Below are 21,929 nucleotides of genomic sequence, written 5' to 3' on the forward strand. Positions count from 1 at the left end.
TTTTTTAGTTGGCAGTACAATGTATTGTCAGCTTATGGAAGGTGCGTCACAGAATGTAGTGAGTCAAATTCCCATAACAGAAATTCACACTTACTTTTAGTGTATGTTTTATTTGTAAAAGCTGGGATTTGATGCCTCTCTGTTACCACTAAACTTATATTATTTTAGTCTCAACGTATTTTGGGGAGGCTATGCGTAGTAGTAAATAGGCTATGACTCCGGCTACGAAGGAGGCGCAGAGAATGGCAAACTTGGCCTGCGCTAGGAAAGGAGTGTTCACAAAAGCAAGGTTGGCAATGAAAATGGACATGGTAAAGCCGATACCTCCTAGAAGCCCTGCGCCTATAACCTGCAGCCAGGAAAATGTTGCCGGCTTGGATACAAGCCCTGTCACAGAGGCCAGCCAGGTAAACAACATGATGCCAACTGGCTTTCCCAGTACCAGCCCAAGAACGATGCCCCATGATATAGGATTAGAAAAACCACTCGTCAGGTTGGCATCTATGAAAATACCCGCATTGGCCAGGGCAAAGATGGGCATGATGGCATAAGCCACCCACGGGTGCAGCGAGTGCTCCAGCCGGTGCAGGGGAGACAAGGCCTCTTCGCAATTATCCTCGATGGTGTAAACAGCTGCCTGGTATTGTTCTTCTTCCATTTCCTCTACTTCCCGATCCTGGTTTTCCTGCGGCGAGTAAACGGTATGGAGTTCTGCCATAATGTTGTTCGTTGACTTGACAAACTCTGTCTCCGTTATTTTTGATCTGGCCGGAATTGTAATGGCTAACAGGATACCAGCAATAGTAGCGTGCACGCCAGATTTAAGAAACAACACCCACATCACAATACCTAAAAGGGTATACAGCCAGATGTAACGTACCCTCAGTGCACTTAAAACCAACAAAATACCGAATACTAACATGGCTCCAAACAGGAAAACAAAGTTAACCTCTGCTGTATAGAAAAGTGCTATCACCAGTACAGCCCCTATATCATCCACAATAGCAAAGGCCACAAGGAAGAGCTTCAGCGAGAGCGGCACCCTGTTCCCTAAAAGCGTCAGAATGCCCAGTGCGAAGGCTATATCAGTGGCCATTGGGATTCCCCATCCGGAAACTCCGGCAGTATTGTTGTTCAGAAAGAAATAGATCAGCGCAGGAACGAGCATGCCACCTAAAGCCGCAACTACCGGGAATGCGGCACTCTTCAGTGAAGCCAGTTCCCCCATCAGCATCTCCCTTTTTATTTCCAGGCCAACCACAAAAAAGAAGATGGCCATCAAGCCATCGTTGATCCATAGTATGGCCGCTTTTGTTAAACCGAATTCCCCAAAAGCAATGGTGAGCGGTGTATTCCAGGTGTCAGTATAAGTAGCTGCCCAGGGTGAGTTTGCCCAGGCAAGGGCAAGAAGCGTCACAAACATTAAAAGTATACCACTAAAAGATTCTGCCTGAATAAACTGTTGCAATGGAAAGATAATACGACGAATGAGCTTGGTCTTTGCTGACATATTTACTTCTGTGACGTTTTAAAGTAGTTTCCTGTTAGTGGAAAAGACGTGACACCGCTGTAAAGGTTATTTTAAAGGGGAGAAAATAGAACCTGTGTCTTAACAGTGATAGTAGATTATTCCAGTATTTGTGAGCAGGAGGTTAAGGAAGGGAATTGAAATTAGCAGCCAAACGATTGTTCTGGATGATTAGAAAAACTGGTGACTCTTAATAAAAATTCTTCTTAAAGCTAAGACATAAACAGACCCGAAACTTTCCGGGGCTGTTTATGTCTTAGCTTTCAAGCAATGACTTCTTTGCTGACATAGCGGGAGTTTAGCAGGCTTAGTGCCCCCATGTACCGGAGTTTAAAGCGCAGGGTGTCACCTACCTTATAACCGCTTTGGTTTTCACCCAGCTCTACCACCAGCATATCAGAACTGGCTCCGATTACGGAGAGCTTTTCTTTTTCGTGCCCATCTTCAGGAATGAGGAACTTCGGGTTGATGTCCAGCAACCCCACATCCAGAATAGCCCGGTGTGACGTTTTACCGTACAGGCTTTCATCAAGTTCATAGCTTTCCCCGCTAGGGTTTTCTGCCAGCATACCACTTGGCACCATCGGCTTTACCGTCAATTCGATTATCTCTGTCTCAAGCTCTAACACATCGTTGTGCATACCATCAAAAGTCTCCCCGGTAAACAGGTTCAAACCAAAGAACAACGCTTCGCCTATCCGAAAGTGATTGATGCCCTGCGGCAGCTGGTGGTTAAAGAGCAAGGGAATAGTGACGGATGTGCCACCGGATACCCAAGGAATCACTTTGTTGAATTTTGCATCGATGATCTGCTTGTAAAGGCTGAGTTGGATGAGCTTGTCCCGCGTGGGCATCACACCATGCAGACAGTTGAAATTAGCCCCTAAACCAACAACTGAAATGCCAGGCAACTCAAACACTTTCTCATAAAAGCTCACCACGTCATCGCCCATCACGCCCTCCCGAAGGTCACCCATTTCAATCATAATGATAATTTTATGCACTTTGCCCTGCCGCAAGGCCTCCTCCGACACCATTCTGATAGTATCCAGCTCTGTTTCAAAGGAAACATCAGCATACTTCACAATTTCAGGGATGCTCTTTTTGGGGGAGGGTTTTATGTAGACGGTCTGTACATCGGGTGCCACCTTTTTAATGGCTTTGATGTTGGTGACGCGGGAGTCGTGGATTTCGCGAACCCCAAGTGCCAGCACTTCTTTCAGAAAGGCTTCTTCACCACAGAGTAATTTAGTCACAATGCCCCAATCGATGTTGTGCTCTTTGAAAACCTTGTCGAGGTACTTGTAATTATGCTTTAGTTTATCGCGGTACAGCTTTAGAACTGCCATGGTTATCTTAGTAATCTATACTCTAAATATTTATTTGTAAAGCCCATTTTCTCATACAGGTGCCGGGCTGGGTTTTGAGGCTCCACGTGCAGGGCAATGCTACCGGTAGTATTTTCTGCAGCCATTTGCACCAATCTCTTCCCTACGCCTTTTCCACGCTGGCTGCTGTGAACGGCAATGTAAACCAATATATTTTCAGGTATAAACCCGCTCATTCCGGTATTATTAAGTATAAGCACACCCACTACTGTATCTCCTTCACGCGCTACCATAACAGACCCTCCTTTGCCTTCCGCTTCCGATAAGGCATAGCTCAGGCAGCTGGCAATATCTTTCCGTTCGTCTCCATACTCATCAAGCTGGTGGAACAGGAAGTCTATTACCTCATCCTTGTCCAGCCCTTGCTGATTGGTTGGAGTGTATATGTTGTATCGTACCTTGTGGTTTTCTGCCATGTTTCGATTATGTTTTTATCAGGATATAAAAGTCAGAGTGGTAAAATATTTGAGAAGCTGGCAGCAAACCGGGTGCGGGGCCAGGTGGTAAAGGTAGCAGCAACGCCAGGTGCAGCCATGTTAGTTGTACGGTGCATTACCTTGATTGTGTACGTTTCTCACCCCCTGTCAATCGAATGCACTCAGACTAACCCAGTTACTTAAATAATTCTTTAAAGAGGGGGCACCATGTTCCTGAGATTAACAGATACAGACCCGTAACCTGCTGCAATGCTGCACGACTTCTGCAAAGCGGCACGCATTGCAATGCCATTATTGTATATTTGCCACCCGAGGCACATGAAAAAACGCGAAACATCTCCTAAGTCAACGCTGAAAAAGTTTGTGAGCAGCATACGCTCTGCCGGGGAGCAAGCCACCGCATTTATCTATACACTGAAGTGGCTCGTGATCTGTTTGCTGGTAGGCGGGTTGGCCGGTTCAGCCTCTGCTTTTTTTCTGGTGGCGCTGGACTGGGTTACAAATTACCGGGAGGCCCACCCTTGGATTATCTGGCTGTTGCCATTGGGTGGTTTGGCTGTTGGCCTGCTATACCATTATTATGCAGGCAGGGCGGCGCAAGGAAACAACCTGTTGCTGGAGGAAATACACAGGCCCCGGGAGGTAGTTCCTTTCCGGATGGCGCCGCTGGTGCTCCTGGGCACGCTAGTTACTCACTTGTTTGGTGGCTCTGCAGGCCGGGAGGGTACAGCCGTGCAAATGGGCGGCGCCATTGCCGATCAATTCACTTATTTGTTCCGCCTACGCCCCCGAGACCGCAAAATTCTGCTGATTACCGGAATTAGTGCGGGCTTTGCCTCCTTATTTGGAACACCTCTGGCCGGTGCTATCTTTGGACTGGAGGTTTTTGTATTGGGCCGGCTGCGTTACGAAGCGCTCCTCCCCAGCTTTCTTGCCGCCGTTATTGCAGATTATGTCTGCGTAGCCTGGGGTGTGGGGCATATACACTATGCTATTCCATTTGTGCCCGAAACAAATGCCTCTGGAATTGCTTCTGCCTTAGGAGCAGGGGCAATTTTCGGACTGGCCGGTATGGCCTTTGCCAAATCCACTTCCTTCTTCTCCTATCATTTTAAGCAGCGTGTTGCGTATGCTCCTTACCGGCCACTGTTGGGCGGCGCTGTCATTGCGCTGGTGGTATGGAGTATGGGCACAACCAAATACATTGGTTTGGGCATTCCCACTATTCTCCAATCCTTTGAAACGGCCATGCCCTGGTACGACCCGATTGTAAAAATCATCATCACCGCTTTCACACTCGGTGCAGGGTTTAAAGGGGGTGAGGTTACGCCGCTTTTCTTCACCGGGGCCACACTGGGTAATGCCTTGTCCGGAGTGTTACCGCTCCCGATGGCCCTTCTGGCGGGTATGGGCTTTGTAGCCGTGTTTTCTGGTGCCACCAACACCCCACTTACCTGCACAGTAATGGCCATAGAATTGTTTGGTGCGGAGAGCAGCGTGTTTATGGCACTGGCCTGCGTTACGGCCTATCTCTTCTCTGGCCACTCCGGCATCTATGGCTCGCAGGTAATCGGAACACCCAAGCACCTATTCTTTGGCCGCGAAAAGGGGCAACGTTTAACTGCTGTATCTGACTTCAGAAAGAACAAAAACAGAGGAGTTAAAGAGTAAGTTTCCCCTTTTCGGAAGCTCATAACACAACATGTTCCTGCTCTTTATCAGATTAATTTGGTATTCCTGAAACAAATTAGCTCTATTCAGACTTGTTTCGTATATTACTATAATGAACTGATATTGTACAACCTACAGAGTTTCAGGTTATGGCACGAGTTGGATTCCTGATGCTGATTTGCTTTACCTTTTGTCTGCTGCTAACCCCGGCTACGGCACAAGAGGGGCTGAGTATGGAAAGTGACACTGTGTTTTTCACTTCCAAGCGCAAAAAGATTAATATACCCTTCGACCTCGTCCACAATCTCATTATCATTCCTGTTCAGATAAACGGTTCACAGCCACTTAACTTTATACTGGACACTGGTGTAAAAAACACGCTCATCACCCACCTGTACCACAACGATTCCCTCGACCTAAAAGACGTAAACAAAATTACCTTAAGCGGCCTTGGAGAGGGGCACTCTATTGAAGCCTATGAATCTTATGGCAACGAAATGTTCATGAGGGGTATCAAAGGCATTAATCACCAGGTGTATGTGCTGCTGGAGGATGTTTTTGATCTGTCCAGTTATATGGGCATGCCTGTCCATGGCATTATCGGGTATGATATTTTCAAAAACTTTATAGTGAAAGTAAACTATAGCAACAAAATGCTGACACTATACCGGCCCGACACAAAACTGAAGAAAAAGCGAAAAGCAGAGGAATATCCCCTTCACATAGAAGGAACAAAAGCCTATGTGTACGGCAATGTGAGGCAGCACAACGGAGACACAATCAGGGTAAAGCTGGTGGTAGACACAGGGGCCAGCCACAGCCTTTCACTTTACCTGCCTTCTGATGAGCGCCTGACACTTCCTCCAAAAGTGATGAAAGCGTATTTAGGCAGGGGCCTGAGTGGCGACCTGCACGGAAACATCGGCAGAGTGGATGCATTTGCATTGGGCAAGTATGAACTGGAGGATATACCTGCTTCTTATCCGGATGAGGAGTCGATAAAATTAGCCATCAACATTGGGGGCCGGAACGGGAATCTGGGCTCTGACGTGCTTTCACGCTTCACCGTGATTTTTGATTACCCGAACAGCAAGCTCACGCTTATTCCAAACCACCGGTTCAAAGAACCTTTTAATTACAACATGGCCGGCTTTGAAGTGATTACACCTTTGCCTGGTACCAACTACTATGTAATTTCCAATGTCATCGACGGTTCTCCAGCCGAGTTGCTCGGGCTCGAACCCGGTGACCAGCTCCTTGACATCAACGGGAAGAAATGTGCTGAGCTATTGTTACCGGAGGTGATGAATATTCTAAAAAGCAGACCAGGACGTACCCTGCGCCTGCGTCTTAAGAGGCAATCAGAAATATTAAATGTAGACCTGGTGCTGCAAAGCCGCATCTAAACCTACCTTTTTAATTGGCACCTGCGGCCTGTGTGTCCAGGTAAATCTGGAGAGCAAGTAACACAATGGCAAACACAATCAGAAAAATAGCGGTATAGTACCTCGCCTTTGGAACTTGCTTCACATAAGTGTTTCCCTTCTCGTCTTTCGTTGAAAAGCGCAGATCCGAAAGAATGAGGCCATTGCCAAAGCTCAACCAGATAGCTGCCGTCAATGCCTCCCGCGTCAGGAACAAAGAAACCATACCAATAGCAGAAAACAAGATACCGATGATAACAACAATGGATATTTTTCCCATGTACTGTAAGCGAACAGAAGGCTGCAGGAGCCTGTAGAATTAAAACGCAAGTTAGCTCATTTACAACAATACGTTTTTTTCGAACAATGAAATTCAAATTTGTCCGTTTTTAAGGCGTAAGGCTGCTGCATTAACAACTTTACACTACTATTTTCATGGTATTTAATTATTTTTCAGCTTTTAATTTTGAAATATTAAAAATATTGTGAAACATTTGTCCTGTTCATTTGGGTATAAGTATCGTGCTCAATTTTTAACAATTAACTAAGGCAATGCAAAAAAAGGCGCTTTTATCATCAAACATGATAAAACACTCTTCTAACACGAAGCGTGCGACTTTTTCTACTCTTACACCAGGGGTAGTTTTCACAACACCTATCTCCGTAGTCCGCTACAGGCCCTAGGCCGGCGTGCTTTCCGACTGCCTATGTGGTAGTCATTTTTTCTCTCAACAGTTCTGCATAGCGTTTCAACCAGGCACCGAATTGGAGGCCGGTAAAAGCTATTTGTCATTCAAATCTTTTATTCATTGATTTTAAGCTGTGGCAATCACAGCAAGGGTATATATTTTAAAAAAATGAATCAATCAGAATTCATTGTTACCGTTGCCGGAGAGCAACACATCGTTCATGCATTGCAGATTACGCAGGAAATGGAGGAATCTGCCAAAGCCAGAGGAACAGGCATTGCCAAGCGTTCCCCGGATTACATTGCCCAGAAAATGCAGGAAGGCAAGGCGGTAATAGCCCTACATAAAGATGGCCGCTGGGCTGGCTTTTGCTACATAGAAACCTGGGGCCACGGGAAGTATGTGGCAAACTCTGGTCTCATCGTGTCGCCGGAGCTGCGTAAAAGCGGTTTGGCCCGACAGATAAAGCAGAAGATCTTTGAGTTGTCGCGCACCAAATACCCCGACGCTAAGATCTTTGGTTTGACGACTGCCCTGCCTGTGATGCGCATTAATTCAAGCCTCGGGTATAAGCCGGTAACATTTTCAGAATTGACCGATGATGAGGAATTCTGGAAAGGCTGCCGCAGCTGTGTAAACTTTGAGATTCTGCAGAGTAAGAACCGTACGAACTGCCTTTGCACGGCGATGCTCTTTGACCCTACCAAGGATGAAAGTTATATGGCTTTAACAGTAGTGGAGAAGCAGCCGCAGCCAAAAGCCAACAGCGTGCAGGAACGATGGATGCGGCATCGCCAGCGCCCATCACAGCAACCGGAGAACGCGAGTAAAGTATCGGCAGCTTAATGCCCTTCAATCAGAAAAGCAAAAAGAATGAAAAAAGTAGTTTTAGCCTTTAGTGGCGGCCTCGATACCTCTTATTGTGCCATTTACCTTGCCCGGGAACTGGGGCTGGAAGTATATACCGCCATAGTGGATACAGGTGGGTTTTCTGCGGAAGAACTGGCAGACATTGAGCGCCGTGCCTATGCCATGGGATCTAAGAAGCACACACACCTGAACGAAACGGAGAACTTCTATAACAGCTGTATCCGGTACCTGGTGTTTGGCAATGTGCTCAAGAACAACGTGTACCCGCTGTCTGTAAGCTCTGAGCGCGTAACGCAGGCACTGGCTATTGCTAAGTATGCTAAAACAATAGACGCAGATTATGTAGCCCATGGCAGTACCGGTGCCGGAAATGACCAGGTTCGCTTCGACATGATCTTCCAGGCCATCATCCCGGAGGTGGAAATCATCACGCCGATTCGTGATAAAAAGTTGTCGCGCGAGGAAGAGATAGCTTACCTGAAGGAGAATGGCGTGGAGATGGACTTTCAAAAGGCGCAATATTCTATCAACAAAGGCATCTGGGGAACATCAGTGGGTGGTAAAGAAACGCTGACTTCACACCTGCCATTGCCGGAAGAAGCTTACCCGACACCACTGAGCAAGCAGGAGCCGGAGCGTGTGATATTGCATTTCGAGAAAGGTGAACTGGTGGGTGTGAACGAGCAGACATTCAGACACCCGGTGCAGGCCATCCAGCACCTTCAGGAACTGGCGGCACCGTTTGCCATTGGCCGTGATATTCATGTTGGCGATACGATTATCGGCATTAAAGGGCGCGTGGGATTTGAGGCAGCGGCTCCAATGGTCATCATTAAAGCCCACCATACGCTGGAAAAGCATGTGCTCACTAAATGGCAGCTGTACTGGAAAGATCAGCTGTCGGTGTGGTATGGTAACTGGCTGCACGAGGGGCAACTGCTGGACCCGACCATGCGCGACATCGAAGCTTTCCTGGAGAGCACGCAGCAGAACGTATCAGGAAAAGTGTATGTGCTGCTGGCGCCATACCGTTTTCAGGTAGAGGGCATCGAGAGTGCGCATGATCTGATGAGCAATAAGTTTGGTACCTACGGCGAAATGAACCGCGCCTGGACTTCCGATGATGTAAAGGGATTCGCAAAGATTTTCGGTAATCAAAACAAAATGTACCATAGCATCAACAACGAAGCGGCATGGGCGACGGAGTAAGCATAAAAGCAGGCATAGTAGGCGGTGCTGGTTATACCGGCGGAGAGTTACTACGCCTCCTGGTACACCACCCCAACGTAGAAATTGCCTTTGTGCACAGCAACAGCCAGGCAGGAAAGCCTGTTTACGACGTGCACAAAGACCTGCTCGGAGATACGGAACTTTCTTTTACCGATTCCCTGCAACCGGATGTAGAGGTGCTGTTCCTGTGTGTGGGCCATGGCGAAGCAAAGAAATTTATAGAAGCACATGACCTGCCGCAGCACATCAAGGTAATAGACCTGAGCCAGGACTTCCGCTGGAACGAAAGCATCAATGAAGCCACTGTAACTGAAGCGGGTCGTACCTTTGTTTACGGCTTGCCTGAGCTGCAACGTAATGCCATTAAGGAAGCAGAGAACATCGCGAACCCAGGATGTTTTGCCACGGCCATACAGTTAGCCTTGTTACCCTTAGCAGCAGAAAACCTGCTAACAGACGAGGTGCACGTAAGCGGGATTACGGGTAGCACGGGAGCTGGGCAAAGTCTGAGCGCCACCTCACATTACAGCTGGCGCAGCAGTAACATCTCAAACTATAAAGCGCTGAATCACCAGCACCTGAACGAGATACGCCGCACACTGCAGGGATTGCAGGAAGAGAAACTGCCGGAAATTAACTTTGTGCCATACCGTGGTCCGTTTACCCGCGGCATCCTGTGCACGTCCTACCTGCGCAGCAACCAGAGCTTAGCCGAAGCCACAAATAAGTACAAAGCCTTCTATAAAGAGCACCCATTTGTTTCTATTAGTTCTACCACACCGGACCTGAAGCAGGTGGTGAACACGAACAAATGCCTTCTTTACCTGGAGAAGCAGGACAAAAACCTGGTTATCACGAGCATGATTGACAATCTCCTGAAAGGTGCTTCCGGCCAGGCCGTTCAAAATATGAACCTGCTGTTCAACCTACCTGAAAAGGCAGGCCTGAACCTCAAAGGCTCCGCCTTTTAATCCCGAACAACTAATAACAAATAACCATAAACCAATAACGACACAAGCCATGTACATCAAGTACTTCCTTTATTGTTTAACCTCTTACCTCTAACTTCCTTACCATGAATTTATTCGATGTTTATCCCCTCTTTGATATAACACCTGTAAAAGCCCAAGGTGCCTACCTTTGGGACGAGCACGGCAGACGCTACCTCGACCTTTACGGCGGCCATGCGGTTATCTCCATCGGCCACAGTCATCCGCTCTATGTCAAGCGCATGGCACGCCAACTGTACAACATCGGTTTTTATTCTAACTCTGTGCAAATGCCGCTACAGCAGGAGCTGGCAGAGAAGTTAGGGAAACTGAGTGGCTATGAGGACTATAGCCTGTTCCTGTGCAGTTCCGGCGCTGAGGCTAACGAGAATGCCCTCAAACTTGCCTCAATCCATACAGGCCGCAAAAAGTTACTGGCATTCAAAGGAGCCTTCCATGGTCGTACCTCTGCTGCTGTGGCTGTAACAGATAACCCTGCAATACAGGCACCCATCAATCAAACGGAAAACGTCGTTTTTGTACCTCTGAATGATACAGAGGCTTTCAACTATGCCCTCAAGGTACATGGGCCTGAGCTGGCTGCTGTCATAGTAGAAGGTATACAGGGAGTTGGCGGTGTGCATGCACCGGAAGGAGAATTTTTAAAAGAAGTAGCCGCTGGCTGTGAGCGGGTAGGAGCGCTTTTGATTCTGGATGAGGTACAGACAGGGTATGGCCGCACAGGCAGGTTCTTTGCCCACCAATACACCGATGTGAAGCCGGACCTGATTACGGTTGCCAAAGGGATGGGCAATGGTTTTCCGGTGGCTGGTGTTCTGATTCACCCGAAGATTGAAGCAAAGCATGGTTTGCTTGGAACTACCTTCGGCGGTAATTACCTGGCATGCGTGGCAGCACTGGCTGTACTGGAAGTAATAGAGGAAGAGAACCTGCTGGAGAACGCGCAGCATATCGGCAACAGGTTAATACAAGCCCTGCGTGAGTTACCGGGTGTGCGGGAAGTACGGGGTGAAGGACTGATGATAGGTGTAGAACTGGAGGAGCATTGTGCGCCTATCCGGAAACAGCTACTGACTGAATTCGGTATCTTCACCGGCTCATCCTCCGATAAAAATACGTTGCGCCTCCTGCCGCCCCTGTGCATCGGCGCCCGTGAAGTAGACACTTTCCTGTCTGCTTTCGAATCCATACTTCACACTTCTACCATACAAACCCGCTAATGGAAAAATTTACCTCTGTGCAGGATGTAGCCGACCTGAGAGAGCTGGTGAAAGAAGCACAGCAACTGAAGCAAAACCCGTATCAACATAAAGAATTAGGACAGAACAAGACACTGGGCCTGCTCTTTCTGAACCCAAGCCTTCGCACCCGCATGAGTACACAGATAGCAGGTGCCAACCTAGGCATGAACGTGATGGTGATGAACCTAGATAAAGAAGGCTGGGCACTGGAGACGCAGGAGGGCGCCATCATGAACGGCAGTACTGTGGAGCATATAAAGGATGCAGCCGCCGTAATGGGCCGGTACTGCGACATCATTGGCATCCGCTCTTTTCCGAGGCTGCAGAACAGGGAGGAGGACTATAGTGAGGACCTGCTGCATAAATTTATCTCCTACTGCAAAGTACCGGTGGTGAGCCTGGAGTCAGCAACGCGCCACCCGCTGCAAAGTTTTGCTGACCTGCTGACCATTACCGAAAACACCCCGGCTGGTAAGCGGCCAAAAGTGGTACTGACGTGGGCACCACACGTGAAAGCAATTCCGCAGTGCGTCGCTAACTCTTTTGCTGAATGGATGGGACAGGCGGATGTGGACCTGGTGATTACACACCCGGAGGGCTATGAGTTGGATGATGAGTTTACCAGAAGTGCGCAGGTGACAACAAACCAAGAGGAGGCGCTGCAGGATGCAGATTTTGTGTATGTCAAGAACTGGTCGAGCTATACGCAGTATGGACAGGTGCTGACGGATGGCGAAGGTTGGATGATGACAAATGAAAAGCTCCGGAACACAAACAACGCAAAGGTGATGCACTGCCTGCCGGTGCGCCGCAACGTGGAGCTCAGCGACGAGATTCTGGATGGCCCGAATTCTTTGGTGGTGGAGCAGGCAAATAACCGCACCTACACCGCCCAGACAATACTAAAGCGTCTGCTGGAAAAAACAATCTAAAATGGGGTATCGGCTTTTCCGGTATTAATAAACTGAGATTGCCTTTCAAAAAGAAGAAAACAATCTATGCAAGAGCTAAATATCATTAAGATTGGAGGAAACATACTGGACAAGCCGACGCAGTTGCACCGCTTTTTAAGTGATTTTGCGTCGTTGCCTGGTGCCAGAATTCTGGTGCACGGCGGCGGTAAGATTGCCTCTACCATAGGCCAGCGGCTGGGAATAACGCCGAAGTATGTGGATGGCCGCAGGATAACAGATGCTGAAACGCTGGAACTCGTAACGATGGTCTATGGCGGGCTTATCAACAAGCAGGTGGTGGCGCATTTGCAGGCTCTGCATTGCAATGCCATGGGCTTAACCGGTGCCGATGCCAATACCATACTTGCCTCTAAGAGAACAGTTCTGGAAGTAGATTATGGCTTTGCAGGTGATGTGGCTGGAAACAAGAGCATCAATGTAGAGGTGCTGCACGGGATGCTGGCGTTAGGCATAACTCCTGTTTTTGCCCCGTTAACACATGATGGTGACGGCAGCCTTTTAAACACCAATGCCGATACCATTGCTTCTGTACTGGCTACGGCTTTAGCTTCCAGGTACCAGGTAAAGCTCACCTACTGCTTTGAGAAGAGAGGGGTGCTGCAGGATGCCACAGACGATGACTCCGTCATCGCACAGATAGATCGGGAAAAGTTTTTGGAGTTAAAAGAAACAGGAGTAGTATCAGCAGGTATGATACCTAAACTGGACAATGCCTTTGCAGCATTGACCCAGGGCGTGCGGGCGGTGCAGATAGGAGATGCAGCCGAAATTAATGATATTGTAGCAGGTGGAAAGGCTGGCACCCTGATTACGCTGTAGCTATACATCTCAGAAAACCATTCTAAAGTTTCCTAAAACCAAAATCATGAATTCAGAATTAAAACGAGTTGCTATACTGGGTGGAGGCAATATGGGCATTGCCCTTGCCAAGGGTATGGTGGCTTCCGGTAAATATGCACCTGCCGCTATCACCCTGACCCGCCGGAACCTGCAGGCGCTTGAAAGCCTGGAAAAAGAGGGTTACCAGATAACGAGCGACAATGCACGTGCTGTGGAAGAGGCTGATATTATCATTCTGAGTATGTTGCCGCAACAACTCGACTTCGTGCTGGATACTGTAGCCGATAAGATAGACGTGCAGCGCCACCTTGTTATTTCCATCGTTACCGGTGTAATGGTTTCAGACATCATAGAGCGGGTGGGAAAGATGGGCTTACAGGTGATTCGTGCTATGCCCAATACCGCTATTGCCATACGGGAATCCATGACCTGCATTGCGGGCAATAAAGCGTCTCAGGAAAATCTGTCGCTGGTGAAGGAAATTTTTGAGGCAGTAGGAGACACAGTAGAAATTGAGGAGGAACTGATGACCTCGGCTACAGCGCTATGTGCCTGTGGCATCGCATTTTTCCTGCGCTCTATTCGGGCGGCCACACAGGGTGGTACTGAAATTGGATTTCATGCGGCAGATGCACTTCGAATGGCTGCTCAGACAGCCAAAGGGGCTGCTTCCCTGCTGCTTCACTTCCAGAGCCACCCTGAAAGTGAAATTGATAAAGTGACGTCTCCAAAGGGATGCACCATTGCCGGCCTCAACGAGATGGAGCATAATGGTTTCAGCTCAGCATTGATTAAAGGCATCAGAACCTCTTCACAGAAAGCAGAGCAGCTTTATCATAAAGAAAAATAAAACAGGTAAAGAACGCTTGATGATACCCTGCAAACTTTACAATGAAGCTGTCGGGCTGCTGAAACAACTGATTCGAACCCAATCATTCAGCAAGGCAGAAGGCAATACAGCGGATATCATTGCCGGTTTCCTGGAAGAGTATGAGGTGAATATTCAGCGGGAGCAGCATAACGTTTGGGCCTTAAACAAGTATTACAATGCTTCTAAGCCTACTATACTGCTCAACTCGCACCACGATACGGTAAAGCCTAACACCAGCTGGACACGAAATCCTTTTGAGGCTGCTGTTAAAGAGGGAAAGCTGTATGGCCTTGGCTCTAATGATGCCGGAGGATGCTTGGTTTCTCTGATAGCGACTTTTCTGCACTTCTATGAGCGGGAGGACATGAAGTATAACCTTATACTTGCAGCAACAGCAGAAGAGGAAATTTCAGGCAGGAATGGCATTGAGTTAATTTTCCCACAGCTGGGGTCCCCGGAGGCCGCCATAGTGGGTGAACCTACTGAGATGCATCTGGCTATTGCAGAAAAAGGACTGCTGGTGCTGGATTGCGAGGCGAAAGGCAAATCAGGACATGCAGCCCGCGAAGAAGGCCTCAATGCTATCTATGAGGCGCTGCCGGATATACAGTGGTTCCAGCAGTACCAATTCCCAAACGAGTCGGAGTACCTGGGGCCGGTGAAGATGAGTGTAACAATGGTACAGGCGGGAACACAGCATAACGTGGTGCCGGATACTTGCAAGTTTACAGTGGATGTGCGTCTGACAGACGCCTATACAATGGAGGAGGTACTGGACGTGATACAGCTGCATGTGAAAGCAGCGGTTACGCCCCGTTCCATGCGCCTTAAACCGTCCGCTATACCCATAGCGCATCCGCTGGTGCAGGCAGGAATACATCTGGGCCGGAAAACCTACGGTTCTCCCACTACCTCTGATCAGGCACTGATGCCTTTCCCTTCACTGAAAATGGGACCTGGCTTTTCCGGCCGCTCCCACATGGCAGATGAGTACATTTACCTGCACGAGATTGAGGAGGGAATTAGCCTGTATATTGAGCTGCTGGAGCAGGTGTTATAAGCGTCTTTTGCTTACCGTATCCAAAGCTTCTTTGCACTTTGTGCTTCCTCCAACAGCCAAAAAAGGCTTCAAGACCTTAGATTAATTTTAAAATCCCTACATTTTCAAAACTTCAAACCATTAGCATGAAACTTTGGCAAAAGAATACGGGCACAGAAGCTGAGATAGAGAAATTCACTGTCGGCAAAGACGCGCAGCTGGATATGCAGCTGGCTTCCTTTGATGTGTTGGGTTCGCTGGCGCACACGCGCATGCTGCAAAGCATCGGGCTACTCTCTGCTGAAGAATTAGCGGTGCTGCAGGCTGAACTGAAGAACATTTACAAAGACATCGAAGCAGGCAGTTTCTCCATAGAGCCAGGTGTAGAGGACATCCATTCGCAGGTAGAACTGGAACTGACACGACGGGTAGGAGAGGCAGGGAAGAAAATTCACAGTGGCCGCTCCCGGAACGATCAGGTTTTGCTCGACCTAAAACTGTTCTTCCGCCATCAGTTGCAGGAAACCGTCGGAGAAACGAAAGCTTTGTTTGAGGTCCTGCAGCAGCAAAGCGCGAAGTATAAAGACGTGCTGCTGCCGGGCTACACGCACCTGCAGATAGCAATGCCCTCTTCCTTTGGCTTATGGTTCGGCGCCTATGCTGAAAGTCTGGTAGATGATATGTACCTGCTGCAGGCGGCTTATAAAATAGCAGATAAAAACCCACTAGGCTCTGCCGCTGGTTATGGTTCTTCCTTTCCACTTAACCGCCAGATGACTACGGAGCTGTTGGGTTTCGGGAGCATGAACTACAATGTGGTGTATGCGCAGATGGGACGCGGCAAATCAGAGCGTGTAGTAGCGACAGCCTTAGCCTCTGTGGCTGCTACGCTTGCGAAAATGGCGATGGACCTGTGCCTGTACATGAACCAGAATTTCAATTTCATCACCCTCCCTGACAGCCTCACTACCGGCTCTAGCATCATGCCGCACAAAAAGAACCCGGATGTGTTTGAGCTGTTGCGTGGCAAGTGTAACAAACTGCAGGCCTTGCCCACCGAAATCTCTATGCTCCTCATTAACCTGCCCTCCGGCTACCACCGTGATCTGCAGTTGCTGAAAGAAAACCTTTTTCCTGCTTTCTCGGAGCTTCAGAGCTGCCTGCAGATGATGGCTTTCATGGTGGAACAGGTACAGGTTAAAGAGAATATCCTGCAGGACGAGAAGTATCAGTATCTGTTTAGTGTGGATGCCGTGAATGCGCTGGTGCTGGAAGGTATGCCTTTCCGGGATGCCTATAAAAAAGTAGGAGCTGATATAGAAGCCGGTACTTTTTCTCCAACAGCGAAAGTAACACACACGCATGAAGGCAGTATCGGAAATCTTTGTAATGAAGAAATTGCGATTCAAATGCAGCAGGCTCTGGCACAGTTCAATTTTGAGTGTGTGGAAGCAGCATATGCCCGGCTGCTGAGCTAAAGTCACCCGTTTTGCCGGGCAGGGCAAGAGCAGAAAAGCCAGGAGAACACCGTCACTTTATTTCAGCTTTTTTCTATAGCAGAAACGAAGCTGGCAGGGGAGGCGCTGTACCTAATTTTAGTTCAGGTGAAAGTTCTGTGGCTTGATGTTCTTTATTTTGCGGGATGTTTGCAGCAGTGAGCCAACAAGTAAGGCCAGTATAACAGCAAGTGCTATAACAAGGTAGGAGAGGGTCTTCAATGAACTCAGCTGACGTTCTGCAGAGGCATACAGTTCATGTCCTACTTCCTGCTGCAGCTGGCTCAGGGCATGCAAGGGCAACAACATCTGGTTGAAAGCAGGCACCACCTCCGTTTTATACATGTTGGCAGCAGCAGCTTTGTCTCTTGCATGGCTCAGTTCCATTGCTCTAAGTTGCAGCTGTGTCAGCTTCGTCACAGCGCTTTTCAACTGCTCTAAATCAGCTGCTTCTTTTTGCGTGAGGTAAGTAGTTTCGTACTTCGCCAGTAGCGAGTCAACTTCCTTCAGATTATGATTAAAGCTCACATGTAGTTGCAACTCCAGTTCCTCGGTCTGCGCCTGCATATGCTCTTCCAGCAGCATAAGGTTCTGGTAATAACGCTCCTGCATAGCAGCAATGTCTAGTGCCGGCACAAGCCGGTCCTGGTACACAGATCTGAACTGGGTGCTTACCTGTTGCATGCTGAAACTTACCCACCAGTTTGCCAGCACAATGATCAAAAAAACAGCCCCTAAGGCCAGTGCTACTTTGTTACGTTCCCGTATCCGATATGTCCACTTCATTCGTTGCCAGTTAGCTTATACTAAATATAACAAAAATTAACTTCTTTTGCTAGAGCCCCTCATACTGCTGTATATAGCTTTTGAACCGGTAACTAAATTCTTGGAAAATTAGCGCATCAAATCTTTTCTATCGCGTATAACAGGCAATTCTAAGTATTAAAAAAGGATAGCTTATACCGTGATCCCGATCAAAATCCATACCCAGCCGGATGATTCTACTTGTGGCCCCACCAGCCTTCATGCCGTCTATAGATACTTTAAAGACACTATTTCATTAAGTGAGGTGATCAAGGAAGTGCCTTATCTGGATGAGGGAGGAACACTGGAAGTGCTGCTTGCCTGTCATGCCCTGCAAAGGGGGTACAGTGCCCGCATTTATACGTATAACCTGCATATTTTTGATCCTACCTGGTTTTCACTCAGCAACGAGGATATTATTCTGAAGCTGGAGAAGCAGATGCAGGTTAAAAAGGGCAGCAAGTTACATCGGGCCTCCCATGCCTATATAGAATTTCTAAGGTTAGGAGGAGAACTCCGTTGCCGTGACCTGACTAAAACGATGCTGCGGGAGTATTTTGACCAGGGTATTCCGCTCCTTACAGGGCTTAGCGCCACGCATTTGTACCAGAGTGCCCGTGAGATGGAAGATGAATTGGGAAAATCTATATACCATGATGTGCGGGGATATCCGATGGGCCATTTTGTAGTGCTTTGCGGCTTTGCCGAAGATCCCAAATGCATTGTGGTGGCAGACCCTTACCGGGAGAATCCCTACTTTAAAGACAACTATTACGAAGTGAAGGCCTCGCACCTGATTAACTCCATTATGCTGGGCATGGCCACCTTCGATGCCAACATATTAGTGATACGACCAGCCACGCTCGACCCAGTGCTAGAATAAAACATGCGAAAAATTGTTGTTGTTGATTATCTCAGGGACTGGGATGAGGCGACGGAAGATACAGAAGTAGTGGATACGCAGACCTACCTGACGGATTCTGCTTATACCGATATTAAAAACGCCCGGATTTTTAACCTTAGCCGCTCTTACCGGTACCAAAGTGCAGGATACTATGTGTCTTTGCTGGCAGAGGCAAGGGGGCATAAAGCCATACCGAGCGTAACGACCATGCAGGACCTGAAAAGCCCTACTATTGTAAGGGCGATAACGGTTGAGATAAATGACCTGATTCAAAAAAGTCTGTCGGGGCTACGTTCAAACACCTTTACCCTTAGTATCTACTTCGGGCATAATGTGGCCATGAAGTACGAGAAGCTCTGCAAGCAACTCCATGACCTGTTTAAAGCACCCCTGTTACGGGCCCAGTTTGTGCTTAAAGAGGAGTGGGTGCTGCAAAGCATTTCACCGATTCCGGTTCACGAAGTCCCGGAGAGCCATAAAGCGGACTTAAAACGTTTCGCAAAAGCCTATTTTTCCCGACACCGTTTTTCCAGTGTCCGCGTAAACCGGAAAGTTTATGATTTGGCCATTCTGGTAGACCCGAACGAGAAGGCGCCGCCATCGAACGAGAAGGCTATCCAGAACTTTGTTGAAGCCGCAGAAAACCAGGGCTTCTATACCGAACTCATTACCAAGGAGGACTACCGTCGCTTGGCTGAGTTCGATGCGCTTTTTATCCGGGAAACAACGGCTGTCAATCACCATACCTACCGATTTGCCCGCAAGGCACACGCAGATGGAATTGTTGTGATCGATGATCCCATTTCGATTCTACGATGCACTAATAAAGTATACCTGGCAGAGCTGCTGACAAAAGCAAAGGTGCCTGTGCCAAAGACGATGATCATCCACAAAGACAACAGGTGCAAGGTAGAAGCTACCTTGGGTTTGCCTTGTGTGCTTAAAAAACCGGATTCTTCTTTCTCGCAGGGAGTAGTAAAAGCAAAAGATGCGGAAGGGTTGAAAGAAGAGTTGGATAAGATGCTGTTGGATTCAGAGCTGATCATCGGGCAGGAATACACCCCTACAGATTTCGACTGGCGCATAGGCGTACTGGACAAACAGCCGCTGTATGCCTGCAAATACTTTATGGCCAAAGGCCACTGGCAGATCTATAACTGGAACGGAAAGAAAAAGCAGGATGAAGAGGGAGAGGGGGAAACAGTTCCTTTCGAGCAGGTGCCATTTCACGTGTTGCATACCGCCTTGAAAGCAGCCAACCTGATTGGTAACGGCCTGTACGGCGTAGATCTGAAAGAAATAAACGGCAAAGCCTACGTAATAGAGGTGAACGACAATCCCAGTATAGATGCAGGAGTGGAAGACAGGATCCTGAAAAAAGAGCTGTATGCCTCCATCATCAGGTCCATTAAAAGGCGTATAGACACCCACAAAAATTTCCGTATTGATGAATAGCCTTAAGAAGCCGCTACACCTGTTCGAAGGATTCGGTGTGGAACTGGAATATATGATTGTGCAGCGCGATGGCCTGCAGGTGCTTCCCATCACAGACAAGCTAATTTATGAAGAGGTGGGAGAGTACCTGTCGGATGTGGATTTTGGCGAGATTGCCTGGAGCAATGAACTGGTGCTGCATGTGGTGGAACTGAAAACGCAGGAACCAGCTAAAGGCCTAGTTGGTTTGCAGGAGAAGTTCCAGGAACATGTGCAGAAGATAAACGGGATGCTGACAAAACATAACGCCATGCTGATGCCCACAGGGGCACACCCGCTCATGAACCCTGATACGGATACAAAGTTATGGCCCCATGAGCACAATGCGGTATACGAGGCATACAACCGAATCTTCGATTGCCGTGGCCACGGCTGGTCTAACCTCCAGAGCACACATCTCAACCTGCCTTTTGCAGATGACGAAGAGTTTGCAAAGTTGCATGCAGCTATAAGACTGCTGTTGCCAATCATTCCGGCTATAAGCGCTTCAACACCTATACTGGATGGCAAAGTGAGTGGGCTGCAGGACACGCGGCTGGAAGTATACCGCCATAACCAGGACAAAATTCCAGCTATAGCGGGAAAAATCGTACCAGAGGCTGTTTTCTCGAAGCAGGAGTATGAGGAGCAGATCCTGCAAAAAATTTATAATGACATAGCCCCCTACGACCCGGAGGAAACGCTGCAGGAGGAGTTTCTGAACTCACGGGGAGCCATAGCGCGCTTCACCCGGAACGCCATCGAAATTCGTATCATAGATATCCAGGAGAGCCCGGTGGCGGATATAGCAGTGCTGCAGGCCATAGTTGCCGTGCTGCAGGCGCTCGTGGCCGGGCGCTGGATACCTGTGGCGGATCTGAAAAGCTGGCATGAAGATGAATTAGCTACTATGCTGCTGGAGGTCATCCACAAAGGGCAGGAGGCTGTGATCACCAACCATGACTACGTACGCTGCTTTGGATACGACTGCAGCGGAAACTGCACAGCCGGTGAACTCTGGAATTACTTAGTGCAGGAGCTGCTGGTGCTGGATGATGAACCTGAAATAGCGCATGCTATCAACATCATCGTTTCAAGGGGTAATTTGTCGGCCAGGATTTTGGAAGCCACTGGCGCGAATCCTACAGAAGAAAAAATAAAAGAAGTATACCGGCAACTGGCTGCCTGTCTGCAAGAAGGAGGTGTGTTTCTGCCCGATGAGCCATGTTGACTTTTGTTTTAACCTGTGAGCACGGAGGAAACAGAGTGCCTGTGTCCTATGTCCCATTATTTAAGGGACACCAGGACTTGCTTGCTTCGCACCGCGGCTATGATATAGGTGCGAAGGAACTGTATGAGGAACTCCAAGACCTTGCCGAGGTACATTATTTTGCGGATACCACGCGGCTGCTGGTTGAACTGAACAGGTCGCTTCGCAGCAAAACCCTTTTTTCTTCTGTAACAGACACCTTGCCCGAGCGTGAAAAAGAGCGGATTATTGAGAAGCATTACTACCCGTACCGGCAGGAAGTTGAACGTAAAATGAAGGAGTTAATCATGGCACAGAAGCGGTTGCTGCACATTTCAGTGCATTCCTTCACGCCTGTTCTGGAGGGGAAAGAGCGACAGGCCGATGTAGGACTGTTGTTTGATCCGGCGCGTCAATTCGAAAAAAGCTTCTGCAACAAATGGAAATCTGAAATGCAAAAGCTGCAGCCAGACCTGTGGGTTCGGTACAATTACCCTTACCTGGGCATCTCCGACGGCTTTCCAACCTACCTGCGGCGTATATTTCCAGAAAAGCAGTACAGCGGCATCGAACTTGAAATTAACCAGAAGTTCCCGCTTGGAGATAAGATGCAATGGTATGAGTTGCGGAGGGTTGTGAAGGAGAGTTTACAGCAGGTGCTAACATCATACTGCCATTCTTGAAATGAGCGAGGCAGGTAAAGCAGCCTGACAGATAACAAAATGAGGAGATAAGAAGTATTGTACAGAAGTATACAAGCCTTTCGTGATGAAAAGAAAATGTGTAGTAGG

20 protein-coding genes are annotated in these 21,929 nt (G+C 48.3%); 15 read left to right on the top strand and 5 right to left on the bottom strand.

Annotation, left to right across the window (positions count from 1 at the left end; genetic code table 11):
- Positions 1–154 precede the first annotated feature (154 nt).
- From nhaA to ACFS7Z_RS01360, 3 genes are all read right to left on the bottom strand, one after another.
- Entirely contained in the window at positions 155–1,510 is a 1,356-nt protein-coding gene (gene nhaA, locus ACFS7Z_RS01350) for a Na+/H+ antiporter NhaA (RefSeq protein WP_377479718.1), read from the bottom strand.
- Positions 1,511–1,791: 281 nt separating this feature from the next.
- Complete coding sequence (locus tag ACFS7Z_RS01355) at positions 1,792–2,877, bottom strand: alanine racemase (RefSeq protein ID WP_377479720.1); 1,086 nt, start codon at positions 2,875–2,877, stop codon at positions 1,792–1,794.
- A 2-nt stretch (positions 2,878–2,879) separates the two neighbouring features.
- Positions 2,880–3,332: a GNAT family N-acetyltransferase gene (locus ACFS7Z_RS01360; protein WP_377479723.1), complete on the bottom strand. Its 453-nt coding sequence runs from the start codon at positions 3,330–3,332 to the stop codon at positions 2,880–2,882.
- A gap of 339 nt (positions 3,333–3,671) precedes the next feature.
- Between ACFS7Z_RS01360 and ACFS7Z_RS01365 the strand changes: the two genes are divergently transcribed.
- The gene (locus ACFS7Z_RS01365; RefSeq protein WP_377479726.1) at positions 3,672–5,024 is read left to right on the top strand and encodes a voltage-gated chloride channel family protein; all 1,353 of its coding nucleotides are present in this window, start codon (positions 3,672–3,674) and stop codon (positions 5,022–5,024) included.
- Between the two features lie 149 nt (positions 5,025–5,173).
- A complete protein-coding gene (locus ACFS7Z_RS01370; RefSeq protein ID WP_377479730.1) occupies positions 5,174–6,430 on the top strand; it encodes an aspartyl protease family protein in 1,257 nt (418 codons plus the stop codon).
- Positions 6,431–6,440: 10 nt separating this feature from the next.
- On the opposite strand, the gene ACFS7Z_RS01375 is transcribed toward ACFS7Z_RS01370, so the two are convergent.
- On the bottom strand, positions 6,441–6,728 hold the full coding sequence (locus ACFS7Z_RS01375) for a hypothetical protein (protein ID WP_377479733.1): 288 nt from the start codon (positions 6,726–6,728) through the stop codon (positions 6,441–6,443).
- A 577-nt stretch (positions 6,729–7,305) separates the two neighbouring features.
- Here ACFS7Z_RS01375 and ACFS7Z_RS01380 point away from each other — a divergent pair.
- The 9 genes from ACFS7Z_RS01380 to argH all read left to right on the top strand — a co-directional run bounded on the left by ACFS7Z_RS01380 (position 7,306) and on the right by argH (position 16,690).
- The gene (locus ACFS7Z_RS01380) at positions 7,306–7,983 is read left to right on the top strand and encodes a GNAT family N-acetyltransferase (RefSeq protein ID WP_377479737.1); all 678 of its coding nucleotides are present in this window, start codon (positions 7,306–7,308) and stop codon (positions 7,981–7,983) included.
- 27 nt (positions 7,984–8,010) lie between these two features.
- Positions 8,011–9,216, top strand: coding sequence for an argininosuccinate synthase (locus ACFS7Z_RS01385; RefSeq protein ID WP_377479740.1), 1,206 nt, complete (start codon positions 8,011–8,013; stop codon positions 9,214–9,216).
- Entirely contained in the window at positions 9,201–10,208 is a 1,008-nt protein-coding gene (gene argC / locus ACFS7Z_RS01390) for an N-acetyl-gamma-glutamyl-phosphate reductase (protein ID WP_377479742.1), read from the top strand. Before ACFS7Z_RS01385 ends, argC begins: the two co-directional genes overlap by 16 nt.
- Positions 10,209–10,312: 104 nt before the next feature.
- Entirely contained in the window at positions 10,313–11,467 is a 1,155-nt protein-coding gene (locus ACFS7Z_RS01395; RefSeq protein WP_377479745.1) for an aspartate aminotransferase family protein, read from the top strand.
- Positions 11,467–12,420 carry an acetylornithine carbamoyltransferase gene (locus ACFS7Z_RS01400; protein WP_377479747.1) on the top strand — a complete coding sequence of 318 codons (954 nt, stop codon included), beginning with the start codon at positions 11,467–11,469 and terminating at the stop codon, positions 12,418–12,420. Before ACFS7Z_RS01395 ends, ACFS7Z_RS01400 begins: the two co-directional genes overlap by 1 nt.
- Positions 12,421–12,486: 66 nt before the next feature.
- Positions 12,487–13,281 carry an acetylglutamate kinase gene (argB, locus tag ACFS7Z_RS01405; RefSeq protein ID WP_377479750.1) on the top strand — a complete coding sequence of 265 codons (795 nt, stop codon included), beginning with the start codon at positions 12,487–12,489 and terminating at the stop codon, positions 13,279–13,281.
- Between the two features lie 46 nt (positions 13,282–13,327).
- A complete protein-coding gene (gene proC / locus ACFS7Z_RS01410) occupies positions 13,328–14,152 on the top strand; it encodes a pyrroline-5-carboxylate reductase (RefSeq protein ID WP_377479753.1) in 825 nt (274 codons plus the stop codon).
- A 19-nt stretch (positions 14,153–14,171) separates the two neighbouring features.
- Positions 14,172–15,233, top strand: coding sequence for a M20 family metallo-hydrolase (locus ACFS7Z_RS01415; protein WP_377479756.1), 1,062 nt, complete (start codon positions 14,172–14,174; stop codon positions 15,231–15,233).
- A gap of 125 nt (positions 15,234–15,358) precedes the next feature.
- The gene (gene argH / locus ACFS7Z_RS01420) at positions 15,359–16,690 is read left to right on the top strand and encodes an argininosuccinate lyase (protein ID WP_377479758.1); all 1,332 of its coding nucleotides are present in this window, start codon (positions 15,359–15,361) and stop codon (positions 16,688–16,690) included.
- Positions 16,691–16,807: 117 nt separating this feature from the next.
- Here the strand turns inward: argH and ACFS7Z_RS01425 are convergent, their stop codons facing one another.
- Positions 16,808–17,494 carry an MCP four helix bundle domain-containing protein gene (locus ACFS7Z_RS01425; protein WP_377479761.1) on the bottom strand — a complete coding sequence of 229 codons (687 nt, stop codon included), beginning with the start codon at positions 17,492–17,494 and terminating at the stop codon, positions 16,808–16,810.
- A gap of 178 nt (positions 17,495–17,672) precedes the next feature.
- Between ACFS7Z_RS01425 and ACFS7Z_RS01430 the strand changes: the two genes are divergently transcribed.
- Genes ACFS7Z_RS01430 through ACFS7Z_RS01445 form a run of 4 tightly spaced genes read left to right on the top strand, consistent with a single transcriptional unit; the run spans position 17,673 to position 21,821 of the window.
- A complete protein-coding gene (locus ACFS7Z_RS01430; RefSeq protein ID WP_377479764.1) occupies positions 17,673–18,395 on the top strand; it encodes a peptidase-C39 like family protein in 723 nt (240 codons plus the stop codon).
- 3 nt (positions 18,396–18,398) lie between these two features.
- Positions 18,399–19,871, top strand: a complete 1,473-nt coding sequence (locus tag ACFS7Z_RS01435; protein WP_377479767.1) for a RimK family protein — start codon at positions 18,399–18,401, stop codon at positions 19,869–19,871.
- Positions 19,864–21,120, top strand: a complete 1,257-nt coding sequence (locus ACFS7Z_RS01440; RefSeq protein WP_377479769.1) for a carboxylate-amine ligase — start codon at positions 19,864–19,866, stop codon at positions 21,118–21,120. The genes ACFS7Z_RS01435 and ACFS7Z_RS01440 overlap by 8 nt, the downstream gene beginning before the upstream one ends.
- Positions 21,114–21,821 (top strand): N-formylglutamate amidohydrolase, encoded by a 708-nt coding sequence (locus tag ACFS7Z_RS01445; RefSeq protein WP_377479772.1) that lies wholly within the window; start codon positions 21,114–21,116, stop codon positions 21,819–21,821. The genes ACFS7Z_RS01440 and ACFS7Z_RS01445 overlap by 7 nt, the downstream gene beginning before the upstream one ends.
- Positions 21,822–21,929: the final 108 nt, after the last annotated feature.

Source organism: Pontibacter toksunensis (assembly GCF_042686245.1).
In the GTDB taxonomy this organism is placed as follows: domain Bacteria; phylum Bacteroidota; class Bacteroidia; order Cytophagales; family Hymenobacteraceae; genus Pontibacter; species Pontibacter toksunensis.

What these genes read in the sequence shown, in the direction of transcription:
- argC (WP_377479742.1), top strand. Translation starts at nt 9,201, where the DNA reads ATGGGCGACGGAGTAAGCATAAAAGCAGGCATAGTAGGCGGTGCTGGT.
- nhaA (WP_377479718.1), bottom strand. Translation starts at nt 1,510, where the DNA reads ATGTCAGCAAAGACCAAGCTCATTCGTCGTATTATCTTTCCATTGCAA.
- ACFS7Z_RS01395 (WP_377479745.1), top strand. Translation starts at nt 10,313, where the DNA reads ATGAATTTATTCGATGTTTATCCCCTCTTTGATATAACACCTGTAAAA.
- ACFS7Z_RS01440 (WP_377479769.1), top strand. Translation starts at nt 19,864, where the DNA reads ATGAATAGCCTTAAGAAGCCGCTACACCTGTTCGAAGGATTCGGTGTG.
- ACFS7Z_RS01435 (WP_377479767.1), top strand. Translation starts at nt 18,399, where the DNA reads ATGCGAAAAATTGTTGTTGTTGATTATCTCAGGGACTGGGATGAGGCG.
- ACFS7Z_RS01425 (WP_377479761.1), bottom strand. Translation starts at nt 17,494, where the DNA reads ATGAAGTGGACATATCGGATACGGGAACGTAACAAAGTAGCACTGGCC.
- proC (WP_377479753.1), top strand. Translation starts at nt 13,328, where the DNA reads ATGAATTCAGAATTAAAACGAGTTGCTATACTGGGTGGAGGCAATATG.
- ACFS7Z_RS01355 (WP_377479720.1), bottom strand. Translation starts at nt 2,877, where the DNA reads ATGGCAGTTCTAAAGCTGTACCGCGATAAACTAAAGCATAATTACAAG.
- ACFS7Z_RS01385 (WP_377479740.1), top strand. Translation starts at nt 8,011, where the DNA reads ATGAAAAAAGTAGTTTTAGCCTTTAGTGGCGGCCTCGATACCTCTTAT.
- ACFS7Z_RS01445 (WP_377479772.1), top strand. Translation starts at nt 21,114, where the DNA reads ATGTTGACTTTTGTTTTAACCTGTGAGCACGGAGGAAACAGAGTGCCT.
- argH (WP_377479758.1), top strand. Translation starts at nt 15,359, where the DNA reads ATGAAACTTTGGCAAAAGAATACGGGCACAGAAGCTGAGATAGAGAAA.
- ACFS7Z_RS01400 (WP_377479747.1), top strand. Translation starts at nt 11,467, where the DNA reads ATGGAAAAATTTACCTCTGTGCAGGATGTAGCCGACCTGAGAGAGCTG.
- ACFS7Z_RS01415 (WP_377479756.1), top strand. Translation starts at nt 14,172, where the DNA reads ATGATACCCTGCAAACTTTACAATGAAGCTGTCGGGCTGCTGAAACAA.
- ACFS7Z_RS01370 (WP_377479730.1), top strand. Translation starts at nt 5,174, where the DNA reads ATGGCACGAGTTGGATTCCTGATGCTGATTTGCTTTACCTTTTGTCTG.
- ACFS7Z_RS01375 (WP_377479733.1), bottom strand. Translation starts at nt 6,728, where the DNA reads ATGGGAAAAATATCCATTGTTGTTATCATCGGTATCTTGTTTTCTGCT.
- argB (WP_377479750.1), top strand. Translation starts at nt 12,487, where the DNA reads ATGCAAGAGCTAAATATCATTAAGATTGGAGGAAACATACTGGACAAG.
- ACFS7Z_RS01380 (WP_377479737.1), top strand. Translation starts at nt 7,306, where the DNA reads ATGAATCAATCAGAATTCATTGTTACCGTTGCCGGAGAGCAACACATC.
- ACFS7Z_RS01360 (WP_377479723.1), bottom strand. Translation starts at nt 3,332, where the DNA reads ATGGCAGAAAACCACAAGGTACGATACAACATATACACTCCAACCAAT.
- ACFS7Z_RS01365 (WP_377479726.1), top strand. Translation starts at nt 3,672, where the DNA reads ATGAAAAAACGCGAAACATCTCCTAAGTCAACGCTGAAAAAGTTTGTG.